This is a genomic window from Terriglobia bacterium (assembly GCA_036496425.1).
GTDB lineage: Bacteria > Acidobacteriota > Terriglobia > 20CM-2-55-15 > 20CM-2-55-15 > 20CM-2-55-15.
The window spans coordinates 16570-42277 of record DASXLG010000338.1 but is presented as its reverse complement, the minus strand read 5'-3'; the positions used below and the strand labels follow the sequence as shown (position 1 = coordinate 42277).

Below are 25708 nucleotides of genomic sequence, written 5' to 3'. Positions count from 1 at the left end.
CTTCTACCGCGTCGATCGGGCCCGCTCACGCGAGAACGGCGGCACGGGCCTGGGACTTGCGATTGCCAAATGGGCGGTGGAAGTCAACGGCGGCCATCTTACACTCGAGCCAGGGGACGGGGCCGGCAGCCGCTTCCGGATCACGCTTCCGCAAACCGTCACCACTTCCGTTGCGGTTTAATGAAAATATTCCGGAAATGGTTGATCCTGACGCACCGTTATCTCGGAATCCCTCTCTCGTTTCTGTTCTTCATGTGGTTTGCTTCGGGTATCGCCATGATTTTCGCTCGTGGTATGCCGGGCCTCACACCCGAGTTGGAACTACAGCGATTGCAGGCCTTGAATCTCGACGCGGTCAAACTCAGCCCCTCTGAAGCCCTCGAAAAAGCTCAATTCGACGGCGCTCCATCCCGCGCGACGCTTCTGATGATCATGGGCCGCCCGGCGTATCGTTTCAGCAGCCGCGGCTCGGTGACGGTCTTTGCAGACGACGGGGACCTTCTCGAACAGGTTGGCGAGCGCGAAGCGCGCAAGATTGCAAGCCAGTTTCTGGATCTGCCCGACGCCCGCCTGCATTACGCCGGCGAACTCACAACGCCGGATCAATGGACGTTCGAAGACACGCGCTCGCTGCCGATGCAGAAGATCATCGCAGACGACGGCGCGCGCACTCATCTGTATATCTCCGAAGAGACCGCCGAACCGGAAGTGATCACGACGCGAGGCGGCCGGGCCCTTGCCTGGTTTGCTGCGATTCCGCACTGGATGTACTTCTCATGGTTGCGATCGAACGGCGCCGCGTGGAGGCAGGTGGTTCTCTGGACCTCCGGAATCGGCGTGATTCTCGCCTGCCTCGGGATCATGCTGGCGTTCACACAGTACGCAACCCGCTATGCGGGATGGATGCGTTGGCACTACATTACCGGAGTTGCTTTTGGAGTGTTTTCCCTGACCTGGGTTTTCAGCGGGCTGCTTTCGATGGAACCGTTTTTCTGGGCATCGGACGGCGGAACCGGCAACCGCATCCCACAGGCGCTGCGCGGCGGCCAACTGGATCTTGCAGCGTTTCACAAATGGCCGCCGGCGCAGGAAGGGCTGAAAGAGATCGACTTTCTCCGCATTCAAGGCGAGCCGTATTTCGTGACGCATAGCGTGGGTTCCGAGCCACGGCTCGTCTCCGCGCAGTCGTTCGAAGTTCGCAGCCGGCTATTTCCCACCGACGCCCTGATGGCGCGCGTGCGGCAAGGTAATCCCGATGTGCCGATAGCCGAAGCAGCCGTGCTCTCCAGCTACGACTCGTACTATCACGCGACGGAACGAAAGCCGCCGCTGCCGGTACTTCGCGTGAAGTTCGGCGATCCGGACGCGACCTGGTTCTACATCGATCCGCAGATGAGCCAGGTGGTCGGCCGCTTCACCCGCCGTGAGCGCCTTCAGCGCTGGATTTATCATGGCCTGCACAGTCTCGATTTCAATTTCTGGGCCTATCAAGGGTGGGCCTGGACGGCGGCCATGGTTACGTTGAATGCAGGTGGAACGCTGTTGAGTGGAATTGGTGTGATCATAGGAATTCGGCGTTTATTCAGGTGATGTATTGCAACATTGCATCAATGGAAGTTGCTGCATTTCTTATATTTAAAATGAAACAACTTCCAATGATGCAATGTTGCAATGAGTGTTTTCTGCCTCTCGTGGTTTCGTTCCTTTGATACGATCGTGAATGAGGAACTGCGTCGATGTCTTCCACTCTCTTATTCGCATATTTTCTTTTCGCTCTTTTTGCCCAGAATGCGCCCGGAATGCCGCCGGTCATCGACCCCCACAATGTTTACAGCGAGTCGGTCACCGGCAAAATGAGTCCTGCCACAGCGGGTGCCCTCAACCGCGTCTATGTTCCCAATGTGAAGTCGGGTGATGTTTATGTGATCGATCCGGCGACCTTTCAGGTGGTCGATCATTTCGTTACGGGTGGAAATCCCCAGCATGTGATTCCTTCGTGGGATTTGAAGACGTTGTGGATTGCCGGAAGCGCAGAGCGCGGGCGGTCGGGGATTCTGGTTCCGATCGATCCGAAGACCGGGAAACCCGGTACGACCGTCAAAGTGCCGGATGCATACAACCTCTATTTCACGCCAGACGGCAAGTCGGCGATCGTGGTGGCCGAAGCTTTGAAGCGTCTTGAATTTCGCGATCCGCACACGATGGCGATGCAGTACAACGTCGCAACGCCGCAATGTTCCGGCGTCAATCACGCGGATTTTGCGATCGATGGAACCTACGCTGTCTTCACCTGCGAGTTTTCCGGCGGCGGCCTCGCGAAGATCGATCTGAAGCAGCGCAAAGTTGTGAGCTATTTGAGGCTGGCGCGTCCCGACGCTACTCCCGGCGTGATCGGGCATAGCATGCCTCAGGACATCCGTATTGCTCCCGACGGCAAAGTATTTTTCGTGGCCGATATGGAAGCCGACGGCGTCTACGTCATCGATGCTCAGACCTTCAAACAGTTGGCGTTCATTCCGACCGGACGCGGCGCGCACGGCCTTTATCCGAGCCGCGACGGCAAGAAGCTTTATGTGACAAACCGCGGCACCCATATGGGCGACGTGAAGGCCAAGGGCCCGGGCACGATCTCGGTGATCGACTTTGCGACCCGCAAGATTGAGAAGACCTGGACGATTCCCGGCGGGGGCAGTCCGGATATGGGGAACGTCAGCGCTGACGGCAAAACGCTCTGGTTGTCCGGCCGCTTCGATAAAGTCGTGTATGCCATCGACACGGCCTCGGGCGCAGTCAAAACGATCGCCGTCGGCACGGAACCGCACGGTTTGACGATCTGGCCGCAGCCCGGACGCTATTCTTTGGGTCACACGGGGGTCATGCGGTGATGAAACGCAGCTGTCTGTTTGTTTTTTCAGTTCTGCTCGTCGCGGCCTGCAAGCCCGCGACGCGTGAGTTTCAACTCCATGGGCAGGTCATTCAGAGCGATCCGGCCGGGAAGATGATCGTCGTCAGACACGGCGACATTCCCGGTTTCATGCCTGGTATGATCATGCCCTATAAGGTCAAACAGTCCAGCGACGCCAGCGGGCTGAGGCCCGGTGATGTCATCGATGCCAAGGTTTCCGTCCTTCGCGACGGAAGCGACTACTGGCTCAGCGGAGTCCGCATCACTCAACGTGGCGGAGCAAATTCCGCACCGCCGGTTGTTCACATGCTGAAACCCGGCGAGCACGTGCCGAATCTGGAATTGATCGATCAGGACGGCAAGCCGTTTCACCTGGCGGATTTCAAGGGCAAGGCTGTCCTGATGACATTTATCTATACGCGCTGTCCGTTGCCCGAGTTTTGTCCGCGGCTGACAAGTCAGTTCGCGAGGATTCAGGACGACCTTGCCAAAACGCCTGAGGATTATGCGCGCACGCACCTGGTGACGGTGAGTTTCGATTCTGAATACGACACGCCACCCATTATGCGGAAATATGGGCTCGCATATCTTCGCGACGATGCTTCCGGGTTTTCGCACTGGGACTTCGCTTCCGCCAAGCCGGACAAGCTGCGGGAGGTGGCGAATGCGTTCGGCCTTGTCTATATTGAAGAGGACAATCAGATCTCTCACACGATGAACATTGTTTTGATTGGACCGGACGGGACCGTTTCCAAATACTGGTCCGCCGACTGGACGGCTCCCGAATTGGAAGATGCGCTCCGGCAGGCGGCGCATTCATCCTCCGCGCATGGCGACTAAATTCGCGTGGGCCTTGTTAGCGGCTTCATTTCTCGCGGCCTGTTCCAAACCTTCAACCAGTGGCGACGAGCGGCAGGGAAGGGAACTTTTCCAGCTCCATTGTGCTCCCTGTCATGAAACACCGCCTCCTGATCTGTTGAAACAGCCGCCGAAACTCAACGGCCTGTTCGACGCGAAGACTTTACCGAGCGGCGCCCCCGCAACAGACGATCAGGTTCGGATGGTGATTATCGAAGGTTTGAGAACCATGCCGGCTTTCAAGGGCCGGCTTCAGGATCAGGAAGTCCGGGATTTGATCGCTTACCTGCATCATTTGCGCTGAATACCTTTTTAGCCGCAGATGACGCGGATGACGCAGATGGGGCGCCTCCAAAGTTCGTTTGGGCCCCATCTGCGTCATCCGCGTCATCTGCGGCTAAATTTTTCAGAAATTCACGCGGGTGTTGAACACGAACGTGCGGGCGCCGGTGGCGCTGGTGATACGGCCGAATCCGGAAGCGCCTGTCGAGTCGATGTTGACATTAGGATCCCCGAAATTGGGATGGTTCAGGATATTGAGCGCATCCACCCGAAATTCGAAGTTCATGGTCTCGTGAATAGGAAACCGTTTGACCATATTCATATCCAACTGAATGCTTGACGGCCCCTTGAGATAGGTCAGGCCCAGGCTGCCCACTTGTCCCGGCTGGGGATTCACCAGGACGACGTTTCCACTCGGGTCCGTAATCGCCTTGTTGCTGAAAGCCGTATTCAAAGTGTTGACGGACGTCACCTGACTGAGGTACGGATCCGTGATCTGTGAATAACCATTGAGATAAACGACGCCATTGACAACCTTGGTTACTTTCCCGGTACTTTTCGGGAACGCGCCCAGGATATTCGGCAGATCGTTCACGTTGCTGATGGTCTGAGTGCTGGACGTGACGGTCAGAGGGTCGCCGGAGTTGAAGTTCAAAATGCCGCCCATCTGCCATTTTCCGACAATCTCCTGAACCCAGCCGGGAGCCGAGCCAAGCAGAAAGTGGTTGGTTCCGAACGGCAGTTCGTACGTGCCGTTGCTGGTGATCTGCTGAGCGTGATCGTAGCTGAGCAACCGCTTGTCGATTGCGCGGCGGGTCGGATCGCGGTAGGTGGTGCCGCTATCGGTTTCCGCTTCGCCAAGCGCCTTGCTCCAGGTCCACGTGGTTGTATTCGTAAAGCCCTTCGCGAGCCGCCGGGTCATCTGGATCTGCATGGAGTGATAAGTCGAACTTCCGGGATTGCCCAACAGGCTCACCCCATTGTACTGAGGATCTGGGACTATGTAGTTTTCCGGGAAGCCGTTCTTGCGCAGCACGGCTCCGGTCGACGAACTGCCTGAACCTGTATTGATCGTGTTCAGCGTACTCACAAATGCGCCGACGCTGCCGTTGGCCAACTGGGTGCGGGTTGTCGTGTTCAGACGTACCGCATTGGCGCCGGTGCAGGTGGTGCCGTTAACGGTACAGGAACCCGTGCCCCCGAGATTCATTCCCATCATCATCTGCGTCAGGAGGGCGGAATCACCGCCGGCGCGGACCGCATTAAATGCATTGAACAGGTCGGGATTGTGGTGCAGGGCATCGATCTGGTTCATATTTACCGTTCCCCACAACTTCGTGCCTTTCGTGCCGATATAACGGACTTCGATCGTTGTATTCCTCGCAACTTCGCGCTGAATTTCGAGATTCCAGTTCTCCGTGTAGGGTGAAACGTGGTCGTAGGTGCCGATTGTCAGTGTTCGATCGGTAGTCGGAACGGTAAAAGGAGCGCTGGCGGGAGTCCCCACGGGAAACGGAATCGGGAGGCTGACGGTCGATAGCGAGGTAAAGGTATTGGGCGTGTAGGTGACTCCCGTCCCGCCCGAAGAGATCAGTGTCATGCCCGGGACTGTGCCGACGGTGCTATCCACAGTGATGAAGTTGCGCAACGACCCTTCATAGCTGATGCCGAATCCGGAGCGCAGGACTGTCTTTCCCTTTCCGAACCACGGCAGACTCCAGCTGAAACCGGCAGCAGGAGCGTAATTGTTGTAATCGTTGCCCTTGAGGTTGGTCGTAATATTCGGATTCGTCGAATTCTTGCCCACAAACTGCACTTGAGCCAGATTGCTGCACGTGCTCACAAAGTTTGGATTTCCGATATCGGAAGTACAACTGACATTTGCAAATGCGCTTTCGCCGCCGATCACTCTTGCGTCGAGACCGTGCTGTTCGTATGGCTGGCCAAAATATTCCCAGTGCATTCCGAGGTTGAGTGTCAAATCCGGACGGAACTTCCAATCGTCCTTCATGTAGACGCTCATCTCGCTCTGGATTTGTCCGAATAATTTGAAAGGCACCGCCGGCGGCCCCTGCAACAACGTATTGGCCGGGCTCAAGATACCGAAGGCTTCGTTGATCGAGGCGACCGATCCGGAAAGATCGGTCAGCAGGTTGCGTGCAGCCGCCTGGTTATTCGCGCTCATGCCATTCGTCGCATCGATGACGGATACCGGAGAGCTCCCGGCGCCCAGGGAGACGAGCGGCGTGTTATTGGAATCGCCATGTCCGTAGGAACTGACGCGACGCCATTCGACACCGCCTTTGAAAGCATGTTTGCCGTGAGTCCAGCTCAGGTCATCGCCAATGGTGTATGTCGGACTGGCCTGGAAACGCCAGACGCCGAAGCCGCCGTATTTATCGAACGACGTCCATTCCGTTGGAGTTATCGAATAGATGATACCGTTCGTGACCGGTTCGAATTGGAGAGCTTGCTTACCGATCGCATCGGATCGATTGGCCGGTGCATCCTGACTATTGATTGTCCGTTTGCGGCCGATACGAAACTCGTTCAGCAAATTGCTGGATAGCGTCGAAGTAAAGGTGAACGCATACAGATCGGGATGCTTCTTTGCAATTCCGTCAAAACCGTTCGGCCAGGCGCGCTGGCCGGCCTGGGCGGCGCCGCCCCAGGTATGTTCTTTGGTTGCAATCAGGCTGAGCTTGTTTCTCGAATTGAAGTTGTAATCCAGCCGTGTATTGAACTGATCGCGATTGACGTCGGTTCCGTTTCCATTTGCCAGGTCCAGGCCTTCGACACGGCGGGTGAAGCGAATGCTTGCCGTGTTCAAACCGTCACCCCCTGTCACGAAATCGTTGGGAGACGGCATGCGGCGGAGGGTTTCCTGCATATATGCACTGTTGTCGATTGCGGGACGAAGCGGATCATGCACGGAGCGGCAATTTGCAACCGGAGCTCCCTGGAACGTACAGTTACCGAAAACATCAACCGCGGCTAAGGGACCGGTAGCGCCGGTCGGCATTACAGGTACTCCGCTGCGGTTGACCGAGGGATTGAGGGCCGCGGCATTGGCATTGTCGACTCCCGGCCAATACCTGTAAATGCCGCTTCTGGCCATATCCGTGAGCGTATTGCCCGCAGCCTGCTGCCTTTTCAGATCGCGCTGTCCTTCGTAAAGGAAGAAAAAGAATGCCTTGTTCTTTTGTATCGGACCGCCGAGGCGGCCGCCGAACTGATTGCGGTTATCGTAATCCTTCGAGGCGCCGGCAAAATTGTTGAACCAGCTGCTGGAGTCCATGAGGGAGTTATGGTTGACCCAGAACAGACTGCCGCGGTACTGGTTGGTTCCCGAACGCGTTACCATGGCGACCTGGCCGGAACCACGGGAGGTTTCGGCGTCTATCGGAGCCACGACGACTTTCACTTCTTCGACCAGATCGGGACTCGTATACGTGCCGGAGAAGGCGCCGTTCTCAAACCGTCCTTCAGTCACGCTGATGCCGTCGCGGGTCGTATTGACGGCACTCAGGCGGCCTCCCGCAAAGTTTCCGGTGAAGCCGCCGCTCGACTGCACGCCAGCCGTGGTCGCAACAAGGCCGAAGACGTCGCGCGTCGCCAGCGGCAGATCGCGAACTTTGTACTCGGGCAGGACCGCTCCTATGGAATTGGATGCCGTCGTCAAAGCAGCATCGGCCGTGGTTGTGACGTCCACAACCGTAGTGGTCGCACCGACCTGTAGCGAAAAGTTGACCGTCGCCTGCGCCGATCCACCGAGCGCGTAATTGTTCACAACCGAGATCGCGAACCCGGGCAATTCAGCCTGCAGCTTATAAGTTCCCGGCTGGAGACTGGGAAACTGATACGTTCCCGATTCGTTCGACACCGCCGTATTGACGACTCCCGTGCCGGTATTGGTCGCCGTGACCGTCACTCCCGGAATCAGCGCCCCCGAAACATCCTGTACCGTTCCTCCAATAATGGAGTTTGCCGACTGGCCGAAACCGTTCAGGCAGAAACCCACAAGACATAGCAGTATGATTGCTCCAATACATTTTTTCATTCATCCCCCTTCAACCAAACAAGAACCAGTACAAAATCCTGCATAAGGATCGCGTGAAATAGTTGCGAATCATTGTCTATATGAAGCGGAAGGTCAAGCCAAACCTGTTGGAATTGAGGATTGGCCGGACGAATCCGGCCAATCCTCAATTCTAAGATGCGGCGCGGGCGTACTGATTGAACCACTCGATGGTTCGACTCCAGGCCTGGGGAGCCGTGACTTTGTTGTAGCGTTCGGGCGTGGCGTCATTGAAGAAACCATGCACTGAGTTTGGCCAGATGTGGCCTTCGCACGGAACGTTGTTTTTCTTCAGTTCCGCTTCAAACGCGGGCCAGGCGCCGGCCGTCTGCGTGTCCAGCGCTCCGTGGTGCACCAATATCGCCGCCTTGATTTTCGCCACCTCCGCCGCTGCAGGCGCGGCGCCATAAAACGGAGCAGCCGCCGCGAGGTCCGGGCCCAGCAGCGTCGCTAGCGTATTCGACGCGCCGCCGCCAAAACAGAAACCGGTGACGCAGACTTTCCCGCTGGAGAGGGCATGAGACTTCAACCATTGCGCACAGGCGGCAAAATCCTGGGTCAGCTTGGGTTTATTGATCCCGTTAAACAACTGGCCGCCCTTGTAGTCGTCGCTCGGATAACCTCCAACGGTCGTCAGCGCGTCCGGAGCAAAGGCGATGAAATTCTCCAGCGCAAACCGCCGTGCAACATCCTCGGTGTGCGGATTCAATCCTCGATTTTCGTGTATCACAAGAACGGCGGGCAGTTTTGTCGCCGCCGCGGCGCGCGTATCCTGGCTGAACGGCCGGACGAAATAGCCCCGGATATAGCCGTTGCCATTCGGCGACGGAATGGTTTCGTAACTTGCTTTGATGCGCTCGTCATCCTTCCGAATCTGCTGCCCCAGCGCATAATTCGGCATCAACCTTTCGACAATTGCCGCTGTTGAAAGGCCGGCGATCGCGAATCGTGAGACTTTACTGAAGAACTCGCGGCGATCGATTTCACCGTGAATGTAACGTGAATACAGTTCCACCGCCTCCGCGGGGATCTTGATTTTCTCTTCTTCCATAGCTTGCTCCTTTCCCGCAGGTACGATACTCACTTTTGGGAAAAATCGCGACATCTTCAGGGTCTCCATTTGCGGTGAGCTCGGACAATGTCGTATATTTCCGCCAGCGGTGGAGTTCGCTTAATGCTGCCCACGCAGCCAATAACTCCTACAGTTCGTGCTGTGGGAGCCCTTCCGGTTATCACAGCCGTTTCAAGTCAAAATCCTGGAGACGCCTGGCATTGGATAGATATCTCATGGTGCTGTTCGGCGGTGGCGGTGGCGCTCTTGCGCGCTATGTGATTGGCACCGCGATTGCGGAGAAAGCCGGTGGTCGTTTTCCTTCACTGGGCACGATGGTCATCAACATAACAGGCTCGTTTTTAATTGGTCTGATGATGACGCTCTTGACCCAGCGGCTGGCAAATCCGAATTGGCGGCTTCTGCTGGTGGTAGGTTTCCTCGGAGGGTATACGACGTTTTCCAGCTTCGAATACGAGACATTTCAGGCCGTACAAGCCGGTGCGATGTGGATGGGATTGATCAACGTGGTCGGAAGCGTCGCGCTCGGGTATCTCGCGGTTTGGCTCGGTTCCGCGATCGTCAAATGACTCGGGAGTGATCATGCTTCAGAAAGGCTCGGCAAAGAAAGTCACCATTTATGTCAACGAAGACACCCAGTATCACATGCAGCCCCTGTATGAGGCGGTTCTGACCTATCTCATGCACAAGGGGGTTGCGGGTGCCACCGCGAGCCGGGCGCTGGCAGGCTTCGGCCCGCACCACGTGATGCACACGACACGGACGGAACTGCTGACGGAACACCTGCCGATTCGTGTCGAGTTTGTGGAGAGCGAAGATAAAGTTAACGCTTTGCTGCCGACGATATACGACATGGTGACGGATGGCCTGGTCGAAATTCACGACACAATAATCGTCAAGTCCGCCATGCAGGGGAAAACAGAGGAATCCACGCGGTCCCACCAGAAACAGCAGGGCAAGGGAAAACTGCTGCAAATCTATATGAACGAAGGCGACAAGTGGAACGGTGAACCTTTGTATGACGCGATCGTCAAGCAACTCCGCATGATGGACATCGCGGGCGCCACGGTTTACCGGGGCATTATGAGTTACGGCCTGACCGGCGAGACGCATAAGCAAGGCGCGTTTCACCTGTCGCACGACCTGCCCGTGATGGTTTCGGTGATCGAATCGGCGGAGAAACTCGACCAGGCGATGCCTACGATCGAATCGATGATCGAAGACGGTCTGATTGTCACCTCCGACGTGGAATATATCCGCCTTGTCCGCAGTCCCATGCCGTCGGATTCTTCAGATGCAAACTAGCTTGAAGAAGACGATCTACATAGTGGGGACGCTATTCCTCGCTTCGGCCGGTTTCGGCGCGATGAGGCAGGCCACGGTCGAGCTGCCCGAGGGCCCCGGCAAGCCGATTTTCGAGATGGCGTGTACGTCCTGTCACGGGCTGGATGCGGTCGCAAAGAACGAGGGACTCGGTCAGGACGGCTGGAAAATGGTCATCGACCGGATGATGCAGAACGGCGCGGCGCTCAGCGCGGAACAATCTCCGGTCCTGGTTCAATATCTTGCCGACTACTTCGGAGAAGGCCGTAAGATTCTGGACACCAGCTGCACGGCCTGCCACGGATTAAACGAAGTGAAAAAGTTTCAGGGCTTTTATAAGCGCGAAGACTGGCAGGACGTCGTCACCACGATGGTGAAGTACGGTGCAGATGTGAAAGAGGCCCAGGTTCCCAGCCTGGTGGACTACCTGAACAGGGCCTACGGCAAGAAATAAGCTTATTGGAAGTTGCATCATTGGAGGTTTCTGCATTTCAAATTTAGAACTGCAGAAACCTCCAATGATGCAACCTCCAATAAGTCTTCACAGTCCTTACTTCATGACGACCGTTATATTCCGCTTGGGGTTCTCGCCGACCGGGATGCGCGCGACTTCTTTCCTCGCGACCGTGTCTATTGCCGACACCGAGTTGGATTCGGCATTCGCCACGTAGACCATCTTTCCGTCCGGTGTCATGGTGATCCAGTCCGGATCGTTGCCGACCGGCACTTCGGCGAGCAGCTTCAGATCGGGAAGCGAATACGCGTAGACGCGCCGGTTCATCCGGCTGGTAACCCACAGCGTCTTTCCGTCCGGAGTGACGCCCATGCCGTGCGACGGCGCGCCCTGGAATGTTCCTTTCGCGCGTTCTTCGACCGGGATGTCGGGCAGCTTGATTCTGGCCATTTCTTTATGCCCGGCAAAGTCGACGGCGACAAAACCGTGGAATCCGGAAACCTGAACGAAAGCGCGCTTCGTGGAGCCGTCGGAATCGGTTTCGAATACGATGGGCCGCACGCCCTCCGTTTTTAGTGTCCAGGCGAGTTCGTCTGTTCTGGAATCGAAAACCGACATCATGCCGCTCGCGATCGATCCGGAGACCAGGTATTTCCCATCCGGCGTCAGGTAAACGTTGTGGACGCCGCCCATTGCCGGGATCGTTTTGATCTTTTCCTGTTTCGCCGCGTCGATGACATCGATCGCACCGGGCTCGGAAACGATCGCCACGTACACGCGTTTTCCGTCTTTGCTCGCCGTGATGTTGTTCGGCCGGCCGCTCAGTGCGATCTTCTTTGTAATCGTCAGGGTCTTTCCGTTCACGACGTCCAGCGTCCGTTCGGCTTCGCTGCTGAAATAGAGGGTTCTTCCGTCCGGAGACGCGGCGGCGCCGTGATTGACCGGGACGCCTTTGACTTCGCCGACAACCTTGTTTGTCGCCGGGTCGATCAGGTGAATGTTGTCGCCCCCGGAATTGGTCTGGACGATACGAACCTGAGCCAGGCCGGAAAGCGGCAAACTCAGACAGGCAAGAACCATCACCATCACTCGCTGGAAAGTCATGTTCTCTGTGCTCCTTGTGTGCGCGGTTTACACCGTGGGATTCTATTACGAATCGTGCCGCCGGCACAGCAGAGAAGGAACCACGAGAAGCACAAAAGGCACAAGAACAGCACCGTTCTCCTTGTGCCTCTTGTGCATCTTGTGGTTTCGTCCCCCTTCAGTCAGATTCCGGCTTCTTCGGTAGTCGACGTCGTTCGTTCGAGGACCGCGCGAAACCTCATTTCTGAGATTGGGACGCGAGGTAAATCAATTCCGCCAGGTGAATCGCGCGCCGGCCGGTTCCATGCGCGATCTGTTCCTGACAGCTGAATCCGTTGGCCACGATCAGCGTGTCCGGCGCAGAGGCCCTCACGGCAGGTAGCAGCAGGCGCTCCCCGATGATCTGCGAGACCTCGTACTTGCTTTTCTCGAATCCGAACGGCCCGGCCATTCCGCAGCAGCCTGCATCCGGCGCCCTGACTTCGGCGCCCATTTTCTTCAGCAACGATTCTTCGTCGGTCATCTTGAGGATGGCCTTGTGGTGGCAATGACCGTGGACCAGAACCTCGCGGTTCAACCGGGGAGGTACATAGCGCGGGGCTTGCCGTTCCAGGAATTCGCTGAGCAGGAAGGTTTGCTTCCGCAGGCGTTCGGCCCGCTCATCGGACGGAAACAGGTTGCGCAGTTCGTCTCGAAACACGGAGGCGCAACTCGGTTCGAGCACGACGATCGGGACACCTGCATCGATGGGCCCGGCCAGCTTCCGGAGAATCTCCTGCAAATACGATCGCGCGCGGCCGATCATGCCGAAATCGTAGAGCGGCCGCCCGCAGCAGAAGTGTCCGGCCGGCACACTGACTTCGAAGCCCGCCTGCGTCAGCACTTCGTAGGCGGCTTCACTGGTTTGCGGATGAAAGTAGTTGTTGAACGTATCCGCCCAGAGGATCACTTGCCGGCTTCCGTTGCGGGTTGCTCCGGCCGTGACGGTATCGGGCACATGCCGGCGGCGAGCGAACTGCTGGAACGTATGCGTGGCAAAGCGGGGAAGCTGGCGCTGCGGAGCCAGGTGCAGAGCGGAACCGAGCAGCTGCCGGACACCCGGCGCATTGTTGGCGAAGTTCGCCAGTCGCGGCGCGACTGAAGCCAGCTGCGCCCACCGGTCGATCATGCCGAACACGTAAGCCTCAAGCGGGCGCGAGTGCGACTCGTAATAATGCGACAGAAACTCGGCCCGGTAGGTCGCCAGGTCGACGTTGGTCGGACATTCCGATTTGCAGGCCTTGCACGACAGGCAGAGGTCCATGGCCTGTTTGACCTGTTCGCTTTTCCAGCCATCCTGGATGACCTCGCCCTGAAGCATCTCCCACAGCAGGCGGGCGCGTCCCCGCGTGCTGTGTTCCTCCTCGAGTGTCGCCATGTAGCTCGGGCACATCATGCCCTCGCTGCCTTTGCGGCAGGCGCCGACACCAATGCATCTGAGCGAAGCTTTGGCGAACGACCCCTGATCCTCCGGAAAAGCAAAGTGCGTTGGCGGATCCTTCGGTTTGTAATCTGCGCCCAGCCGCAGATTCTCTGTAGGCGGATACGGATCCACGGCCGCCTTGTGCGGATTCATTTTGTTTTCCGGATCCCAGACGGCTTTGAAATCACGGAAGGCCTGCATCAGTTCCGGACCAAACATCTTCGGAAGCAGCGCGCCGCGGGACTGTCCGTCGCCGTGTTCTCCCGAAAGCGAACCTCCGTATTTCACGACCAGATCGGCGGCGCGCTCAATGAAGGCGGCATAGTTGCGGATTCCCTGGCCGGTGAACAGGTCGAAGCTCACCTGCATGTGGATGCAGCCGTCGCCGAAGTGACCGTAGTACGCGGCCTGATAGTTGTAGGAGTCCAGGAGCTGCCGCAATTCCCGCAGGTAGGGGCCAAGCTTGTCCGGAGCAACGGAGGCGTCATCCCATCCTTCGAAGCGAGGCGGCATGCCGGGCCCGCCGCCGGCGGCCCGTGGTCCCGATTCGCGAATGCGCCACACGGCTTTCGCCGCTGCCTTCGTATACAGACGCATGTTCGGAGGATCCGGAAGCCGCTTTAAACGCTCGATCAGCTCGCTCGCGCGTTGCTCGGAGGCGCCGGGGGCATCGGCTCCGAACTCGACGAGCAGGTAACCGCGGCCCTCGGGAATCAATTCGAGATTCGGCGCGCCCTTCCGCCGGAGTCCGTCGATCATCGCTCCTTCGAAGCCTTCCAGGCCGATCGGCTCGAGGGCAAGTATCTCCGGGACGTGGTCCGCGGCGGCAAACGCGTCGCGGTAACCGAGGCCGACCAGCGAGCGGTATTGCGGACTTGGAATGAGCCTGGCCTTTGCCTCGAGCACAGCGGTACACGTGCCTTCCGTTCCCACCAGCGCCCGCGCGATGTTGAAACCGTTTTCGGGGAGCAACTGTTCGAGGTTGTAGCCCGACACCCGCCGCGGAATGGCCGGGTATTTCGAACGGATCAGGTCCGCATAGCGATCCCGAATCCCGCGTAAAGCGCCGTAGATTTCGCCGCGCCGCCCTCCCGCCGCCACGATGGCATCGAGTTCCTGCGGTTGAGTCGGCCCGACGGTCAGTTGCGTGCCGTCGTACAGGAGGATTTTGAGTTCCTCAATATTGTCCGCCGTCTTTCCCGCGAACAACGAATGAGTGCCGCACGAGTTGTTGCCGATCATCCCGCCCAGAGAGCATCGGTTGTGCGTGGAAGGATCGGGCCCCCAGGTGAGCTGATAGGTTTCCGCAGCATCGCGAAGCGTATCGCAGACGACACCGGGCTGAACCCAGGCATACCGTTGCGCCGGATTGATCTCGAGAATCCGGTTCATGTACTTCGTGTAGTCGAGCACAACCGCAACATTGCAGCACTGCCCGGCAAGGCTGGTTCCCGCACCCCGCGACAAGACCGGCGCGCCGAACTTGCGGCAGGCCGCCATGGCCGCAATCACATCGTCGTTATCGCGAGGAACGACCACGCCGATTGGGGCCTGGCGGTAGTTCGAGCCGTCGGAGGCGTAGATCGCGCGCGCACCGGCGTCGAAGCGGACTTCGCCGCGGACCACACGCCGCAGCTCGAGTTCGAGCTCCATCGCAGGGCCGAAGGTATTCACGGGCTTCGCATGCGAACTTGGCGGCAAGGGGATTCCGTCCGGGTGAGGATTTCTCTCGGGAACGTGGTTCATGCGGTCATAAGGCCTGATCAAATTCGACGTACATCCTATAACAAGTAAGAGATTAGCCACAAAAGGCACAAAAGTCTGCGTCCCCTTCTGTGCCTTTTGTGGCTAATCTCTTTGTTGAAGATTGGATATCGGCTAATCGGACTTTCTCACGCTGGAGCCGTTAGCCCCGAAGAAAGTCCTCAATCGTCAGTTTATTCGGAAACCGGTCAACCGATTCCAGTTTGCTGCCGCAGACCCGGCACTTCATTAACTCTTTCTCCTCCTTCTTAAGTCTGCTTCCCATTCCGATAAATCAGGCCGATAGGTCGTTATGGTTCCCGCCGATATCGACAGTCATGGGGCCGCGCCATGATCACCGGCAGAGGCTTCCGCCAATCCCGATCCTGGTAATACGCATCGTATTGATCGAGAGTTCGAAGCTCCATTCCGCAAATCAGATCGATTGTTCGCAAGGTGTCGGACGGATTTGCCAGGGAACTCCATCAAGACTGACGTCGAACCTGATGGAGGAAACAACGAAGTATGAATCTGTCGAAAACTTCAGAAACTTTCGAGAATTCCCTCGCCGTTTTTCACCTAGAATGATGTACCGCAGACCGTTATGAGAATATCCAACCTGTTCCTGGCCGGCGTCCTCGCTGCGGTATCGGGCGCGTGCTCCAGAGCGCCCGCGCCACCTGATCTTTTGAAACCCGCAACGATCAAGGACATCATGGATTCGATGGTCGATCCCAGCGGAGACTTCCTATTCGAATCAGTTCAGGAAATCGCCGACGAGAACGGCGTTAGAGAAAAAGCTCCGCAGACGGATGAAGAGTGGGAGGAAGTGCGTCATCGCGCTTTCATTCTTATGGAAGCGCCGAATCTATTGACGATGGAGGGCCGGAAGGTCGCGCATCCGAGCGAAAAGTCCAAGAATCCCCAGGTGGAACTCCAGCCGGAGGAAATCCAGAAGCTTGTGGACGGGGACCGTCCAGGCTTTTTCCGGCGCGCGCGAAGGCTTCAGGATGCGGCGGCGATGACACTGAAGGCTGTCGACGCCAAAGATAAGGACGCATTGTTCAAGGCGATCGACAGCATCGACAAGGCTTGTGAAAATTGCCACCTTCATTATTGGTATCCCAACGACAAGCGCGCTCAACAAGCTGCAAAGGAAGACGGAATCGTCGACTGATTCACGACAGGACACACAAATCCGATTCGCGAAAGTAGCTTCGGTGTTGGTTTTGTTCACAGCAGCGATCGGCCTCTCTTCGGCCGAGGACAAGATGACAACGGCTTGCGCGAACTGCCACGATAAGTATTGCGAGAAGCCCACGCTTGCCGCCAGGTGCCAATAGGAGAATACCCTCCGCTCGGCGTGGCATTTAGGCGGGCTCTCGTGTAAGACTAAGCAGGAAGACGCCTGTCGCCGTCATCACGATCAGCGGGCCGCTGGGCCGGTTGAGGTAAATCGCCGCCCAGGTACCGACGACGGTGGCCAGTACAGCGATACCGGCCGCCATGTACAGCATGCCTGTGAGATTGCGTGCCAGTCCCTTTGCGGTGGCGGCGGGCACAATAATCAGAGCCCCCATCAACAGCACCCCCAGGTAGCGCAGCCCGAGCGCAATCGTCAGCGCGAATGCTTCAAGATACAGCAGATTCAGGCGGCCGACGTTGATCCCGGCCGTGCGGGCCACTTCTGTCGACACGAGCATCAGGATCAGCCTGTCCCGTTGTGTAATGATGAAGACGATCACTGCTACCGCGCCGACGAGGCCGAAGATCAACTCCGGCCTGCTGAGCGCGCTGTTGGTGCCGAACAACGCCCCTATCAGATCCTCGCCCGTGGTGATCATGCTTCCGACAGCCAGCGCCGCGGAAAAGACAACGCCGATCATCGTTTCGGTGGCGGCACGGGTCCGTTGCTCGAGCGCCCACACCAGGAGCGCGCCGAAGAACAGCAGCGCCGCGGCGCCGAAGATCGGATGGATCCGTAGCGCCAGGGCGACGCCGATACCGGGCAGCGCGACGTGCGAAAGCGGATCGGCCGCCAGCGACATCCGCCGCATCACGGCAAAGCAACCGATCAGGCCGGAGGCCACGGCCATCACTACCGCGAGGGCCAATACATCAACGGCCATCGGCGTGATCGTGGATGTGATAATGCACGTCCGTCCCGTACATGTCTCGCAGGATTTTCGGCGTCAGAACGGTGCGTGGCGAACCAAAGCATGCGGCGCTCTGGCTCAGGCAGAGCACGTTCGTGGCGTAGCGGGTCACCACCGTGAGCTCGTGCGAAATGAACAGCACGGTAAGCGCGTGATCGCGCTGAAGAATGCTGACAAGCTCGTTGATTTGTTCCTGCCCCGGCTCGTCCACTCCCGCGGTCGGCTCGTCGAGCAGCAGCGCGTTCGGATCGCCGAGCAGCGCGAAGGCGAGCAGCAAACGTTGGAACTGGCCGCCCGAGAGCACGCCTATCGGCTGTCTCACCACGTCGGGGGCAATGCCGACGAGCTCCAGCACACGAGAGACGTCGGCCCGCGTGCCACGCGCGAGCGCGCTGCGTGCGGTCAGAAAATCGAGTCCGGTGATCGGGATGTCACGCTCGAGGTCCAGCTTCTGAGGCACATAGCCGATACGCGTGCCGGCGGCCCAGCGCACCGTGCCGTCAAAGGGCGTCGCACCAATCAGCGACCGAAACAGCACGGTCTTGCCCGCGCCGTTCGGCCCGAGAATCGCGAGCGAAGTGCCGCGTTCGACCTTGAAGCTCAGGTCGCGCAGCACATGGCGCCGACGAAAGTTCACAGAGAGGTGGTGTACATCGAGGATGCTGTCCATGGTCCCGCCGACCAGCATATCTTGAAAGCACTGGTGCACGGTGAGTGAACTGGAAGCCATAGCCAGTATTTCCGGAGAAGCCGCAGGAGTCCCACCAATGAACGGTCGGCGAAAGGCCGGACTTGTTGCTCATCGCTTTCTTAAGAAAAATTCAGCGATTCTTCAGATACAATCCGGGCAGCCCGCGATAACATGCCATTTTTTTGAGGAGGGTTTCAATGCGAAGGTTTTTGGGATTTGTCTGCACGATAGCGGCCGTCATGACGGCTTCATGTGCGCAGCAGCAAACTCAGCCGGCTGCCAAGGTTGAGCCGCAGCCGGAGTATCAGCTTACGGCGAGTGTAAAAGACATCATGGATGCTCTTGTCGATCCGGGATCGGATTACATCTGGGACTCCGTCGAGACCATTGTCAGCGCCAAGGGTGTCGAAGAGAAGTATCCAAAAACCGACGAAGACTGGAAGCAGGTCCGCAATCACGCCATCATGCTGCTGGAAGCCACGAACCTGCTGCAGATGCCCGGCCGCAAAGTTGCGAAAGAAGGCGAGAAAGCCAACGATCCGAACGTTGAACTCGCCCCGGACCAGATCGAAGCCGCAATCAACAAGGACCGTGCAGCCTGGTTCAAACATGCGCACGACCTGCATGATGCCACCATGAAAACCTTGCAAGCGGCCGAGGCCAAAGACAAAGACAAGCTTCTCGACGTCGGTAACGACATCGACGAAGCCTGTGAGAAATGCCATCTGCAATACTGGTACCCCAATGAGAAGCGGCCCGACGCGGCGCCCAGCTTGAGGAAGTCCGATTAGCCGGTTTCCAAGCTTAGACGGGGAGATTAGCCTCAAAGGGCACAAAAGACATCCCTCCCTCTTGTGCCTTTTGTGGCTGATCTCTTTGTTGAACGGCGACTTTGAACAGCAATCCAGGAACTCTTCAGGAAACCAGAAACCGGCTAGCTTGTCCATTCGGACGATCGTCCTTCGGCGACTAACAATGGTGTATTCGAATGTCTCTTAAACACACGCTATTAATCAGAAATTTTTTTTTGTTTCTTTTGTCATCCGCTTTATCGCTTCTGGCCGGGGGGTGTTCCTCGAAACCGGCGGCTCCCGCGGGATCTATCAGCGAGCCGCAGTACCGGCCTACTGCCACAATCAAAGATCTGATGGACGCTGAGGTCGACTATAACTCCGACTGGCTCTGGGATGCCGTTTCAACCGAGGAGACCGCCACAGGCGTGATTGACCGAAGGCCCAAAACCGACGACGATTGGAAGGAGGCCCGCAACCACGCGATCGCGCTTCTCGAAGCCAGTAATCTTCTTCAAATGCCAGGCCGCCTGGTCGCGAAACCCGGAGAAAAATCCGAGAACCCTGGCATCGAGGAAGGTCCTGAAGAAATCAAGGCGCTGATCGATGCCGATCGAGCCGGTTGGGTAAACTATACCCATGGCCTTTACGACTCCACGAAGCTTCTGCTGGATGCGATCGACAAGAAGGATGCCGATCAAATGCTCGACCTCGGCGATCAGCTCGATCAGGCCTGCGAAAAATGCCACATGCATTACTGGTATCCGCACCAGTTTGACCCGCATCCGGCAGGAGTGCCACTTGGCGAAGGGACATCCAGGGACCATGAATTTTCCGATCACCATAAGGGCTATAGCGATGCGGAAAGCCGCGGCCAAATAGCAACCCCTCCAGGCCCGAAGAAGTAGCCGCCAAAAGTCTCTCTGGGCGGCCTTTTGCCGCGCTACTGGAGGCTCAATGCGACTGCGCCGTCTACTGGCACCACTGCTCTCGATCGGACGCGCGGTCTCCATCGACGTACAACCGGAGTCCGCCGTTCGACAACGTCGGTTGCTGCTTGACGAGATGAAATTACGTCCGACAACGTGAGATTTGGCCCGACGTTGTGAATTTTCGCTCGACAATGTCAACTTTCGCTCGACGAGATGAAATTACGTCCGACAACGTGAGATTTGGCTCGACGTTGTGGATTTTCATTCGACAACGTCAATTTTCGCCCGACGTTGTGACTTTTCGGTCGACAATGCGGGCGCGGCTTTGACGTCTCAAAGGCGGCCGGCCACCTCCGTTTTTCGCACTTCTGCGAATGGTTTTTCGCACAAGTGCGAAAAACCCGATGTCGAATACCCATCGCATTCGCTTAAGTCATTGAAAACACATAGTTGCGCTTTTGGGCGCCATCACGCCGTTTTTGGGCACCCGCTTGCCTTAGTAGAAGCATCCGCGGCGCAACCGAGACGCGGTCCACAACCCAACGCTAACCCATTACAAAGTCCCGAAAGGGCAAAAGGGGAACTATGTCCAATTCAACGACTAAACTGGCGCGTGTGGCGATGATTTTCAATCGGCTGACGCCCGATCAACTTGTATCCGCGGGCACGGCCGCGGTGAACGGTATGGATGGCAACCCGAAGCTGACGGCACCGCCGATCGCCATAGCCGACTTGAAAGGCGGGTTGCAGAGTCTCAGCACTTCCGTTGCAGCGGCTCAGGACGGCGGCAAAACTGCCATCGCCGAGAGGAATAAGCAATTCAGGGCGTTTGTAAAGATGCTCAAGAAGGAGGCGGTCTACGTCGAGGACGTCTCGGGTACCGACCCGACGGTGATCACGGCCGCCGGTTTCCAGGTGATGGCGGGCCCGACGCCGGCCCCGCCATTGATCAAATCGGTAGTCGAAAAGCTCGTGCAGGACGGTCCCGGCCAGCAGAAGGTTTTCGTCGAACCTCAAGCCGGCACACGCATGCTCGAAATCCAATCGGGTGAGCAGGGACCGAACAACACGCCGCCGGCGTCCTGGACCACAATACAGGCCCCGAGCGCCCGGCCGGCGCCTGTGGTCAGCGGCCTTACTCCAGGCAAAGTCTACGTTTTCCAGGCTCGCGCTTTTGGAAAATCGGGCTGGAGCGAATGGAGTGATCCGGTCATCAAGATGACGACGTAACAACGGAGGGGAAAGGAACACAAGAAGCACAAGAGGCACAAGAGGCAGAGGAATGCATCCGCTCTTGTGCCTCTTGTGCTTCTTGTGTTCCGCCTCGCGCGAGCGTGCTACCAGGCACGCGACCAGCGTGGTCCTTTGTTATCGTCGTTGCGCAGCTTTGAATTGATCTGGAGTTCGACCTCGACCAGACGGCCACACAGCCAAAGCAGATCGGAGAGTCTGTTGAGATACCGCAGAACGTTGGGCTGTATCGAAACGCCGCCTTGGGCCAGACGCACGGCGAGGCGTTCGGTTCGCCGGCAGACTGTACGCGCAACGTCAAAGGCTGCAGATGAGGGATCCTCGCCGGGAATCGACCAGTCGGCCAACAGGCCTTCGGTCGCTTCGATCCGATGGACCTCTTCCGTCAGGCGCTGAACCATTTCATCGGCGATGACCGGCATCGGTTTTCGGCTTTCCGGTGGCGTGGCCACGGCCGAGCCCACTTTGAACAGTTCGCGCTGGATGGACTTCGTGAGTTCCTGAAGATTCGCATTCGGGCAAATAGCCCGGGCAAACCCGATCGAGGAAATCAATTCATCGAATGTGCCGTAAACCTCGACTCGCAGATCCGCCTTCGAAATGCGAATGCCCCCGGGCAGGCTCGTTTCGCCCGCATCGCCGCGCTCCGTAGCAATGGACATGGTGAACTCCTCTCGAAACCATAGCACAGCACTTTCGCCTGAAAGTCTGCCTTAAAAAATCTTAAGCGACTTGTAAGTTGCCAAACCATCTTGTTCCAAATAACATCTCAAAATCGGTAAGCTTCGACGACGGTGATTACATATATGAAGAGCTGTTTTTCGTGCGGCATTGTCGGTTCGTCGGCAGGCCTTCTATTGGCGCTCGTGACGATGGCGCTGGTCACGCCCTCCGGCACGAGGTTGCAGGCGGCCCAGGCGCCGGCGGCCCAGGAGGCGGGGCGCGAGCGGGCCGTCCTTGATGAATACTGCGTGAGTTGTCACAACGATAAGGCCAAGACAGGCGGGCTCAGTCTGCAGGGTCTCGATGTGGCCAGGATCGGCGAGCATGCGGAAATCGGCGAAAAGATCGTACGCAAGTTGCGCGCGGGGATGATGCCTCCGCCCGACATGAAGCGTCCGGACGCGGCGACTTACGATTTTCTGGCGTCGTCGCTGGAGAAGCGCCTGGATCTTGCCGCAGCCGCGAAGCCGACGTTCACTCCGCCGGGTCCGCACCGGCTGAACCGCCGGGAATACGCCAATGCCATCCACGACCTGCTGGGGATGGAGGTCGATCCGGCCACTTTTCTGCCAGTGGATGACACGAGCGACGGGTTCGACAACATCGCGGGCGCGCTGGGTACCTCGCCCGCTCTGGTTGAATCCTACGTGTCCGCAGCCGCGAAGATCAGCAGGCTGGCGTTGGGGCATGAATTTTCGACAGTGCAGAAGTCATACGTGGTTCCATCGGACTATTCCCAGACCCGGCAGGTTGAAGGGATGTCGTTTGGAACCCGCGGCGGACTGGAGGTCCATCACTTCTTTCCAGCCGACGGAACCTACGCATTCAACTGGACACCGGTGAGATCGAACGCCGGAGGGCTGCACGGCGATGCGGCCGGCGAGCAGTTGGAACTGACCGTGGACGGTATACGGCTGCACGTGTGGAGCGTGGAGAAAGAAGCGCCGCGTAATGCATCAGATACAAAATACGAAGTGCGCGTGCCGGTTCGGGCGGGCCTTCGGACCGTGGAGCTGGCTTTCATCGGACGGAATCTGATCCCCAGCGACGATTTCAACAAGTATTTCGATCGCGCATTCCATTTGCCGGGCAACGTCAATGGGTTCACGTTTGTGCCGCACGTCAACGCATTGCTCATCACTGGGCCTTATGACGGACTTCGTCCGGAGCACACGGGCCCTCGCGATCTCATTCTGCTATGCCATCCCGCCAGCGCAGCTGAAGAGGCGCCGTGCGCCCGGAAGATACTCTCGGGGCTTGCCGCCAAGGCTTTCCGCCGGCCTGTCACAGCATCCAGTCTTGAAGCGGTGCTGGCGGAATACGATGCAGGCCGCAAGGAAAGCGATTTCGAAGCGGGAATCGAACGCGGCCTTCAGATGATCCTCTCCGATCCGGAGTTCATCTACCGGACGGAAGCCGTACCGGCTGTGGCCCGGAATAGCGGTCCCGCTCAATCTTATACGATCAGCGATATCGAGCTTGCTTCGCGCCTCTCCTTTTTCTTGTGGAGCAGCATACCTGATGAAGAGCTTCGAACCATCGCAACCCAGGGCAGGCTGCGCAGTCCAGGGATGCTGGAGAAGCAGGTCAAGCGCATGCTTGCCGATCCCCGATCGCAAGAGTTCATGAGCAACTTTGCCGGTCAATGGCTGCAATTGCGCAACCTCCAATCCGTCACCCGCGTCGACGATATTTTTCCGAACTTCGACGATAACCTCCGGCAGGATTTCCGGACCGAAACGCAGATGCTGTTCGAGAGTGTCGTGCGCGAGGACCGGAACGTCGTGGATATGTTGAATGCGGACTACACATTCGTAGACGAAAGACTTGCAAAGTACTACGGGATCCCGGGTGTCTACGGGAGCCGTTTCCGCCGGGTCCAGCTCGGTCCGGAGCTGGATATGCGCCGCGGACTGCTGGGGCAGGGCAGCATGCTTACCGTCACATCGAATGCGGACAGGACTTCACCAGTCCGGCGCGGGAAGTGGGTGCTGATCAATATCCTCGGCGTGATTCCGCCGGATCCGCCGCCCGGCGTGCCCGCATTCAAGGAAAACAACTCCAGAGGTCCCGCTCCAGCGACCATGCGGGACCGCATGGAGCAGCACCGGATCAGCGCTACCTGCGCTTCGTGCCACAAAATGATGGATCCCATCGGATTCGCTCTGGAGGCATTCGATGCTGCAGGCGCCTATCGCACGACAGACGCCGGCCGGAAGCTGGATTTGACCGGAAGTCTTGTGGACGGCACGAAATTCAATGGTCCCGCGGAACTGCGGCAGGCACTCCTTCGCTACTCGCCGCGCTTTGTGGAGACCTTGACCGAGCGGTTGTTCACTTACGCTCTTGGCCGCGGCGTGAAATTCTACGACATGCCCGCAGTTCGAAAGGTCGCCGCGAACGCCAGGGCTCATGATAATCGGTTTTCATTGTTGATTCTCGGGATCGTCGAGAGTCAGGAGTTTCAGAGGAATCAGGTTCCAGGTAACGCTGTCGCCGACAGCCGCCATTAGAGTTCTTAACAACATTAATCGGGAGATACCATGTTCAATACTAAGCAACACATGTCCCGCCGCACACTTCTCCGTGGTGCCGGCGCTGCGATTGCGCTTCCTTTTCTCGATGCCATGTGTCCGGCCGGGACTCTGCTGGCAAGAACCGCGGCCGTTCCCGCGGCGCCGCGGTTTCTTGGTTTGGTGTCTGCCCACGGGTGGGCGTGCACATACTGGCACGATTCGAACGATACGGACCTCGCCCCCACTTCGGGACGCAACATCGGTCTGGGCTTCATCCACAAGCCGCTGGAACCGTTCCAGGAACAGTTGACGATTGTTGCGGGTCTGGACGCCACGTCTTCCATGCCCCCTCCGGGAATGACGGGAGGCGATCATGCCCGCCTTGCCGCATCAATGACGGGAGCGCCGCCGAGCAGGACCGGCATATTTCTGGGCCCCAGTGTCGACCAATTGATCGCGCAGAAGTACGGCCAGAACGACCTGCTGCCTTCACTGCAGGTCGGCATCGAAGATCCCGGTTCGAACACGGGCGTGTGCGGCTGGGGTTACAGTTGCTCATACACGAATTCGATTTCCTGGGCTGGAGCCACCAAGCCGCTGCCGCATGAAATCAGTCCTCAAGTGGTTTTTGAGCGCTTGTATGGCGATGGGGCGTCGCCCGAACAGCGCCTGGCGCGCAAAAAAGCAAATGCGAGCATTCTGGATCGCGTCATGGGCCGCATTTCCTCGGTGAACCAGACGCTGTCACCCGCCGACCGCTCGCGCTTGAACGATTACCTCGAAAATGTGCGTGAAGTCGAGCGCAGGGTGCAGCTGTCGGCCAATGCCGTATTGGAAGCGCCAGACGTGGATGTTTCAGACGGCGCCGCGCGATCCATCGACGAGCACATCAAGCTGATGTGGGATCTGCAGTTCCTGGCCTTCCAGGCCAATATCACGCGCGTTTCCGCGCTGTTGCTGGTGCGTGACGAAAGCTCGACGTCATATCCGGAATCCGGCGTGAACACCGCCCACCATGCTTCGTCGCATCATGGCGAAGATCCGGTCCGGCGTGAAGACTATGCCAAGATCAACCGCTACCATACGAAGCTGCTGGCGAACTTCCTCCAGAAGATGAAGGACACACCCGACGGCGACGGCAACATGCTGGATAACTCGCTGGTACTTTGGACAAGCAACATGGGTAACGCGAATCAGCACAGCCACGTTAACGTCGGGAGCCTGATCGTCGGAGGCGCGAGCGGCCGGCACAAAACCGGTACGGTGCGGAATATCGTCGCAAAGGGCCCGACATCCAACTTTTTGCTGAGCCTGCTGCACATGTACGGCATTGAAAAGGAAAGTATCGGTGACAGCACCGCTACGGTGTCATTGACCTAGCGAGCCAC

General features: G+C 57.9%; 21 protein-coding genes. 14 read left to right on the top strand and 7 right to left on the bottom strand.

The genetic code is table 11. The features are described 5' to 3' along the window. The 5 genes from VGK48_24615 to VGK48_24595 form a co-directional block, all read left to right on the top strand. The coding region (locus VGK48_24615) for an ATP-binding protein (protein HEY2384372.1) at positions 1–181 on the top strand (181 nt) is incomplete at its 5' end. Then, complete coding sequence (locus VGK48_24610; protein ID HEY2384371.1) at positions 181–1590, top strand: PepSY domain-containing protein; 1410 nt, start codon at positions 181–183, stop codon at positions 1588–1590. The genes VGK48_24615 and VGK48_24610, both read left to right, overlap by 1 nt. Before the next feature lie 146 nt (positions 1591–1736). Then, positions 1737–2885 carry a YncE family protein gene (locus VGK48_24605; protein ID HEY2384370.1) on the top strand — a complete coding sequence of 383 codons (1149 nt, stop codon included), beginning with the start codon at positions 1737–1739 and terminating at the stop codon, positions 2883–2885. Beyond that, positions 2885–3745, top strand: coding sequence for an SCO family protein (locus VGK48_24600; protein HEY2384369.1), 861 nt, complete (start codon positions 2885–2887; stop codon positions 3743–3745). Before VGK48_24605 ends, VGK48_24600 begins: the two co-directional genes overlap by 1 nt. Then, entirely contained in the window at positions 3735–4067 is a 333-nt protein-coding gene (locus VGK48_24595; GenBank protein ID HEY2384368.1) for a cytochrome c, read from the top strand. Before VGK48_24600 ends, VGK48_24595 begins: the two co-directional genes overlap by 11 nt. 102 nt (positions 4068–4169) lie before the next feature. Here VGK48_24595 and VGK48_24590 read toward each other — a convergent pair whose 3' ends face one another. Beyond that, positions 4170–8105, bottom strand: coding sequence for a carboxypeptidase-like regulatory domain-containing protein (locus tag VGK48_24590; GenBank protein HEY2384367.1), 3936 nt, complete (start codon positions 8103–8105; stop codon positions 4170–4172). A 151-nt stretch (positions 8106–8256) separates the two neighbouring features. Further along, the gene (locus VGK48_24585) at positions 8257–9174 is read right to left on the bottom strand and encodes a dienelactone hydrolase family protein (GenBank protein ID HEY2384366.1); all 918 of its coding nucleotides are present in this window, start codon (positions 9172–9174) and stop codon (positions 8257–8259) included. A gap of 221 nt (positions 9175–9395) precedes the next feature. Here VGK48_24585 and crcB point away from each other — a divergent pair, with 221 nt between their 5' ends. From crcB to VGK48_24570, 3 genes are read left to right on the top strand one after another with little or no spacing between them, the layout of a single operon-like run. Beyond that, complete coding sequence (crcB, locus tag VGK48_24580; protein ID HEY2384365.1) at positions 9396–9764, top strand: fluoride efflux transporter CrcB; 369 nt, start codon at positions 9396–9398, stop codon at positions 9762–9764. Between the two features lie 13 nt (positions 9765–9777). After that, on the top strand, positions 9778–10500 hold the full coding sequence (locus VGK48_24575; GenBank protein ID HEY2384364.1) for a DUF190 domain-containing protein: 723 nt from the start codon (positions 9778–9780) through the stop codon (positions 10498–10500). Then, on the top strand, positions 10490–10972 hold the full coding sequence (locus VGK48_24570; GenBank protein HEY2384363.1) for a hypothetical protein: 483 nt from the start codon (positions 10490–10492) through the stop codon (positions 10970–10972). The genes VGK48_24575 and VGK48_24570 overlap by 11 nt, the downstream gene beginning before the upstream one ends. 96 nt (positions 10973–11068) lie before the next feature. On the opposite strand, the gene VGK48_24565 is transcribed toward VGK48_24570, so the two are convergent. Next, positions 11069–12076 (bottom strand): beta-propeller fold lactonase family protein, encoded by a 1008-nt coding sequence (locus VGK48_24565; GenBank protein ID HEY2384362.1) that lies wholly within the window; start codon positions 12074–12076, stop codon positions 11069–11071. Between the two features lie 217 nt (positions 12077–12293). Further along, positions 12294–15263, bottom strand: a complete 2970-nt coding sequence (locus VGK48_24560) for an FAD-linked oxidase C-terminal domain-containing protein (GenBank protein HEY2384361.1) — start codon at positions 15261–15263, stop codon at positions 12294–12296. Between the two features lie 601 nt (positions 15264–15864). On the opposite strand from VGK48_24560, the gene VGK48_24555 reads away from it, so the two are divergent. Then, a complete protein-coding gene (locus VGK48_24555) occupies positions 15865–16437 on the top strand; it encodes a hypothetical protein (protein HEY2384360.1) in 573 nt (190 codons plus the stop codon). A gap of 193 nt (positions 16438–16630) precedes the next feature. On the opposite strand, the gene VGK48_24550 is transcribed toward VGK48_24555, so the two are convergent. Both VGK48_24550 and VGK48_24545 read right to left on the bottom strand, forming a co-directional pair. Continuing rightward, positions 16631–17389, bottom strand: a complete 759-nt coding sequence (locus tag VGK48_24550) for a metal ABC transporter permease (GenBank protein HEY2384359.1) — start codon at positions 17387–17389, stop codon at positions 16631–16633. After that, complete coding sequence (locus tag VGK48_24545; GenBank protein HEY2384358.1) at positions 17379–18146, bottom strand: metal ABC transporter ATP-binding protein; 768 nt, start codon at positions 18144–18146, stop codon at positions 17379–17381. The genes VGK48_24550 and VGK48_24545 overlap by 11 nt, the downstream gene beginning before the upstream one ends. 158 nt (positions 18147–18304) lie before the next feature. Here VGK48_24545 and VGK48_24540 point away from each other — a divergent pair, with 158 nt between their 5' ends. The 3 genes from VGK48_24540 to VGK48_24530 all read left to right on the top strand — a co-directional run bounded on the left by VGK48_24540 (position 18305) and on the right by VGK48_24530 (position 21060). Continuing rightward, positions 18305–18898, top strand: coding sequence for a hypothetical protein (locus VGK48_24540; protein HEY2384357.1), 594 nt, complete (start codon positions 18305–18307; stop codon positions 18896–18898). Positions 18899–19254: 356 nt separating this feature from the next. Beyond that, the gene (locus VGK48_24535; GenBank protein ID HEY2384356.1) at positions 19255–19806 is read left to right on the top strand and encodes a hypothetical protein; all 552 of its coding nucleotides are present in this window, start codon (positions 19255–19257) and stop codon (positions 19804–19806) included. A gap of 609 nt (positions 19807–20415) precedes the next feature. Further along, a complete protein-coding gene (locus tag VGK48_24530) occupies positions 20416–21060 on the top strand; it encodes a fibronectin type III domain-containing protein (GenBank protein ID HEY2384355.1) in 645 nt (214 codons plus the stop codon). Positions 21061–21167: 107 nt separating this feature from the next. Here the strand turns inward: VGK48_24530 and VGK48_24525 are convergent, their stop codons facing one another. Next, entirely contained in the window at positions 21168–21743 is a 576-nt protein-coding gene (locus VGK48_24525) for a cob(I)yrinic acid a,c-diamide adenosyltransferase (GenBank protein HEY2384354.1), read from the bottom strand. 144 nt (positions 21744–21887) lie between these two features. Here VGK48_24525 and VGK48_24520 point away from each other — a divergent pair, with 144 nt between their 5' ends. Together VGK48_24520 and VGK48_24515 are read left to right on the top strand one after the other, a co-directional pair. Then, entirely contained in the window at positions 21888–24317 is a 2430-nt protein-coding gene (locus tag VGK48_24520) for a DUF1592 domain-containing protein (protein ID HEY2384353.1), read from the top strand. Between the two features lie 30 nt (positions 24318–24347). Next, complete coding sequence (locus VGK48_24515; GenBank protein ID HEY2384352.1) at positions 24348–25700, top strand: DUF1552 domain-containing protein; 1353 nt, start codon at positions 24348–24350, stop codon at positions 25698–25700. Positions 25701–25708 lie beyond the last annotated feature (8 nt).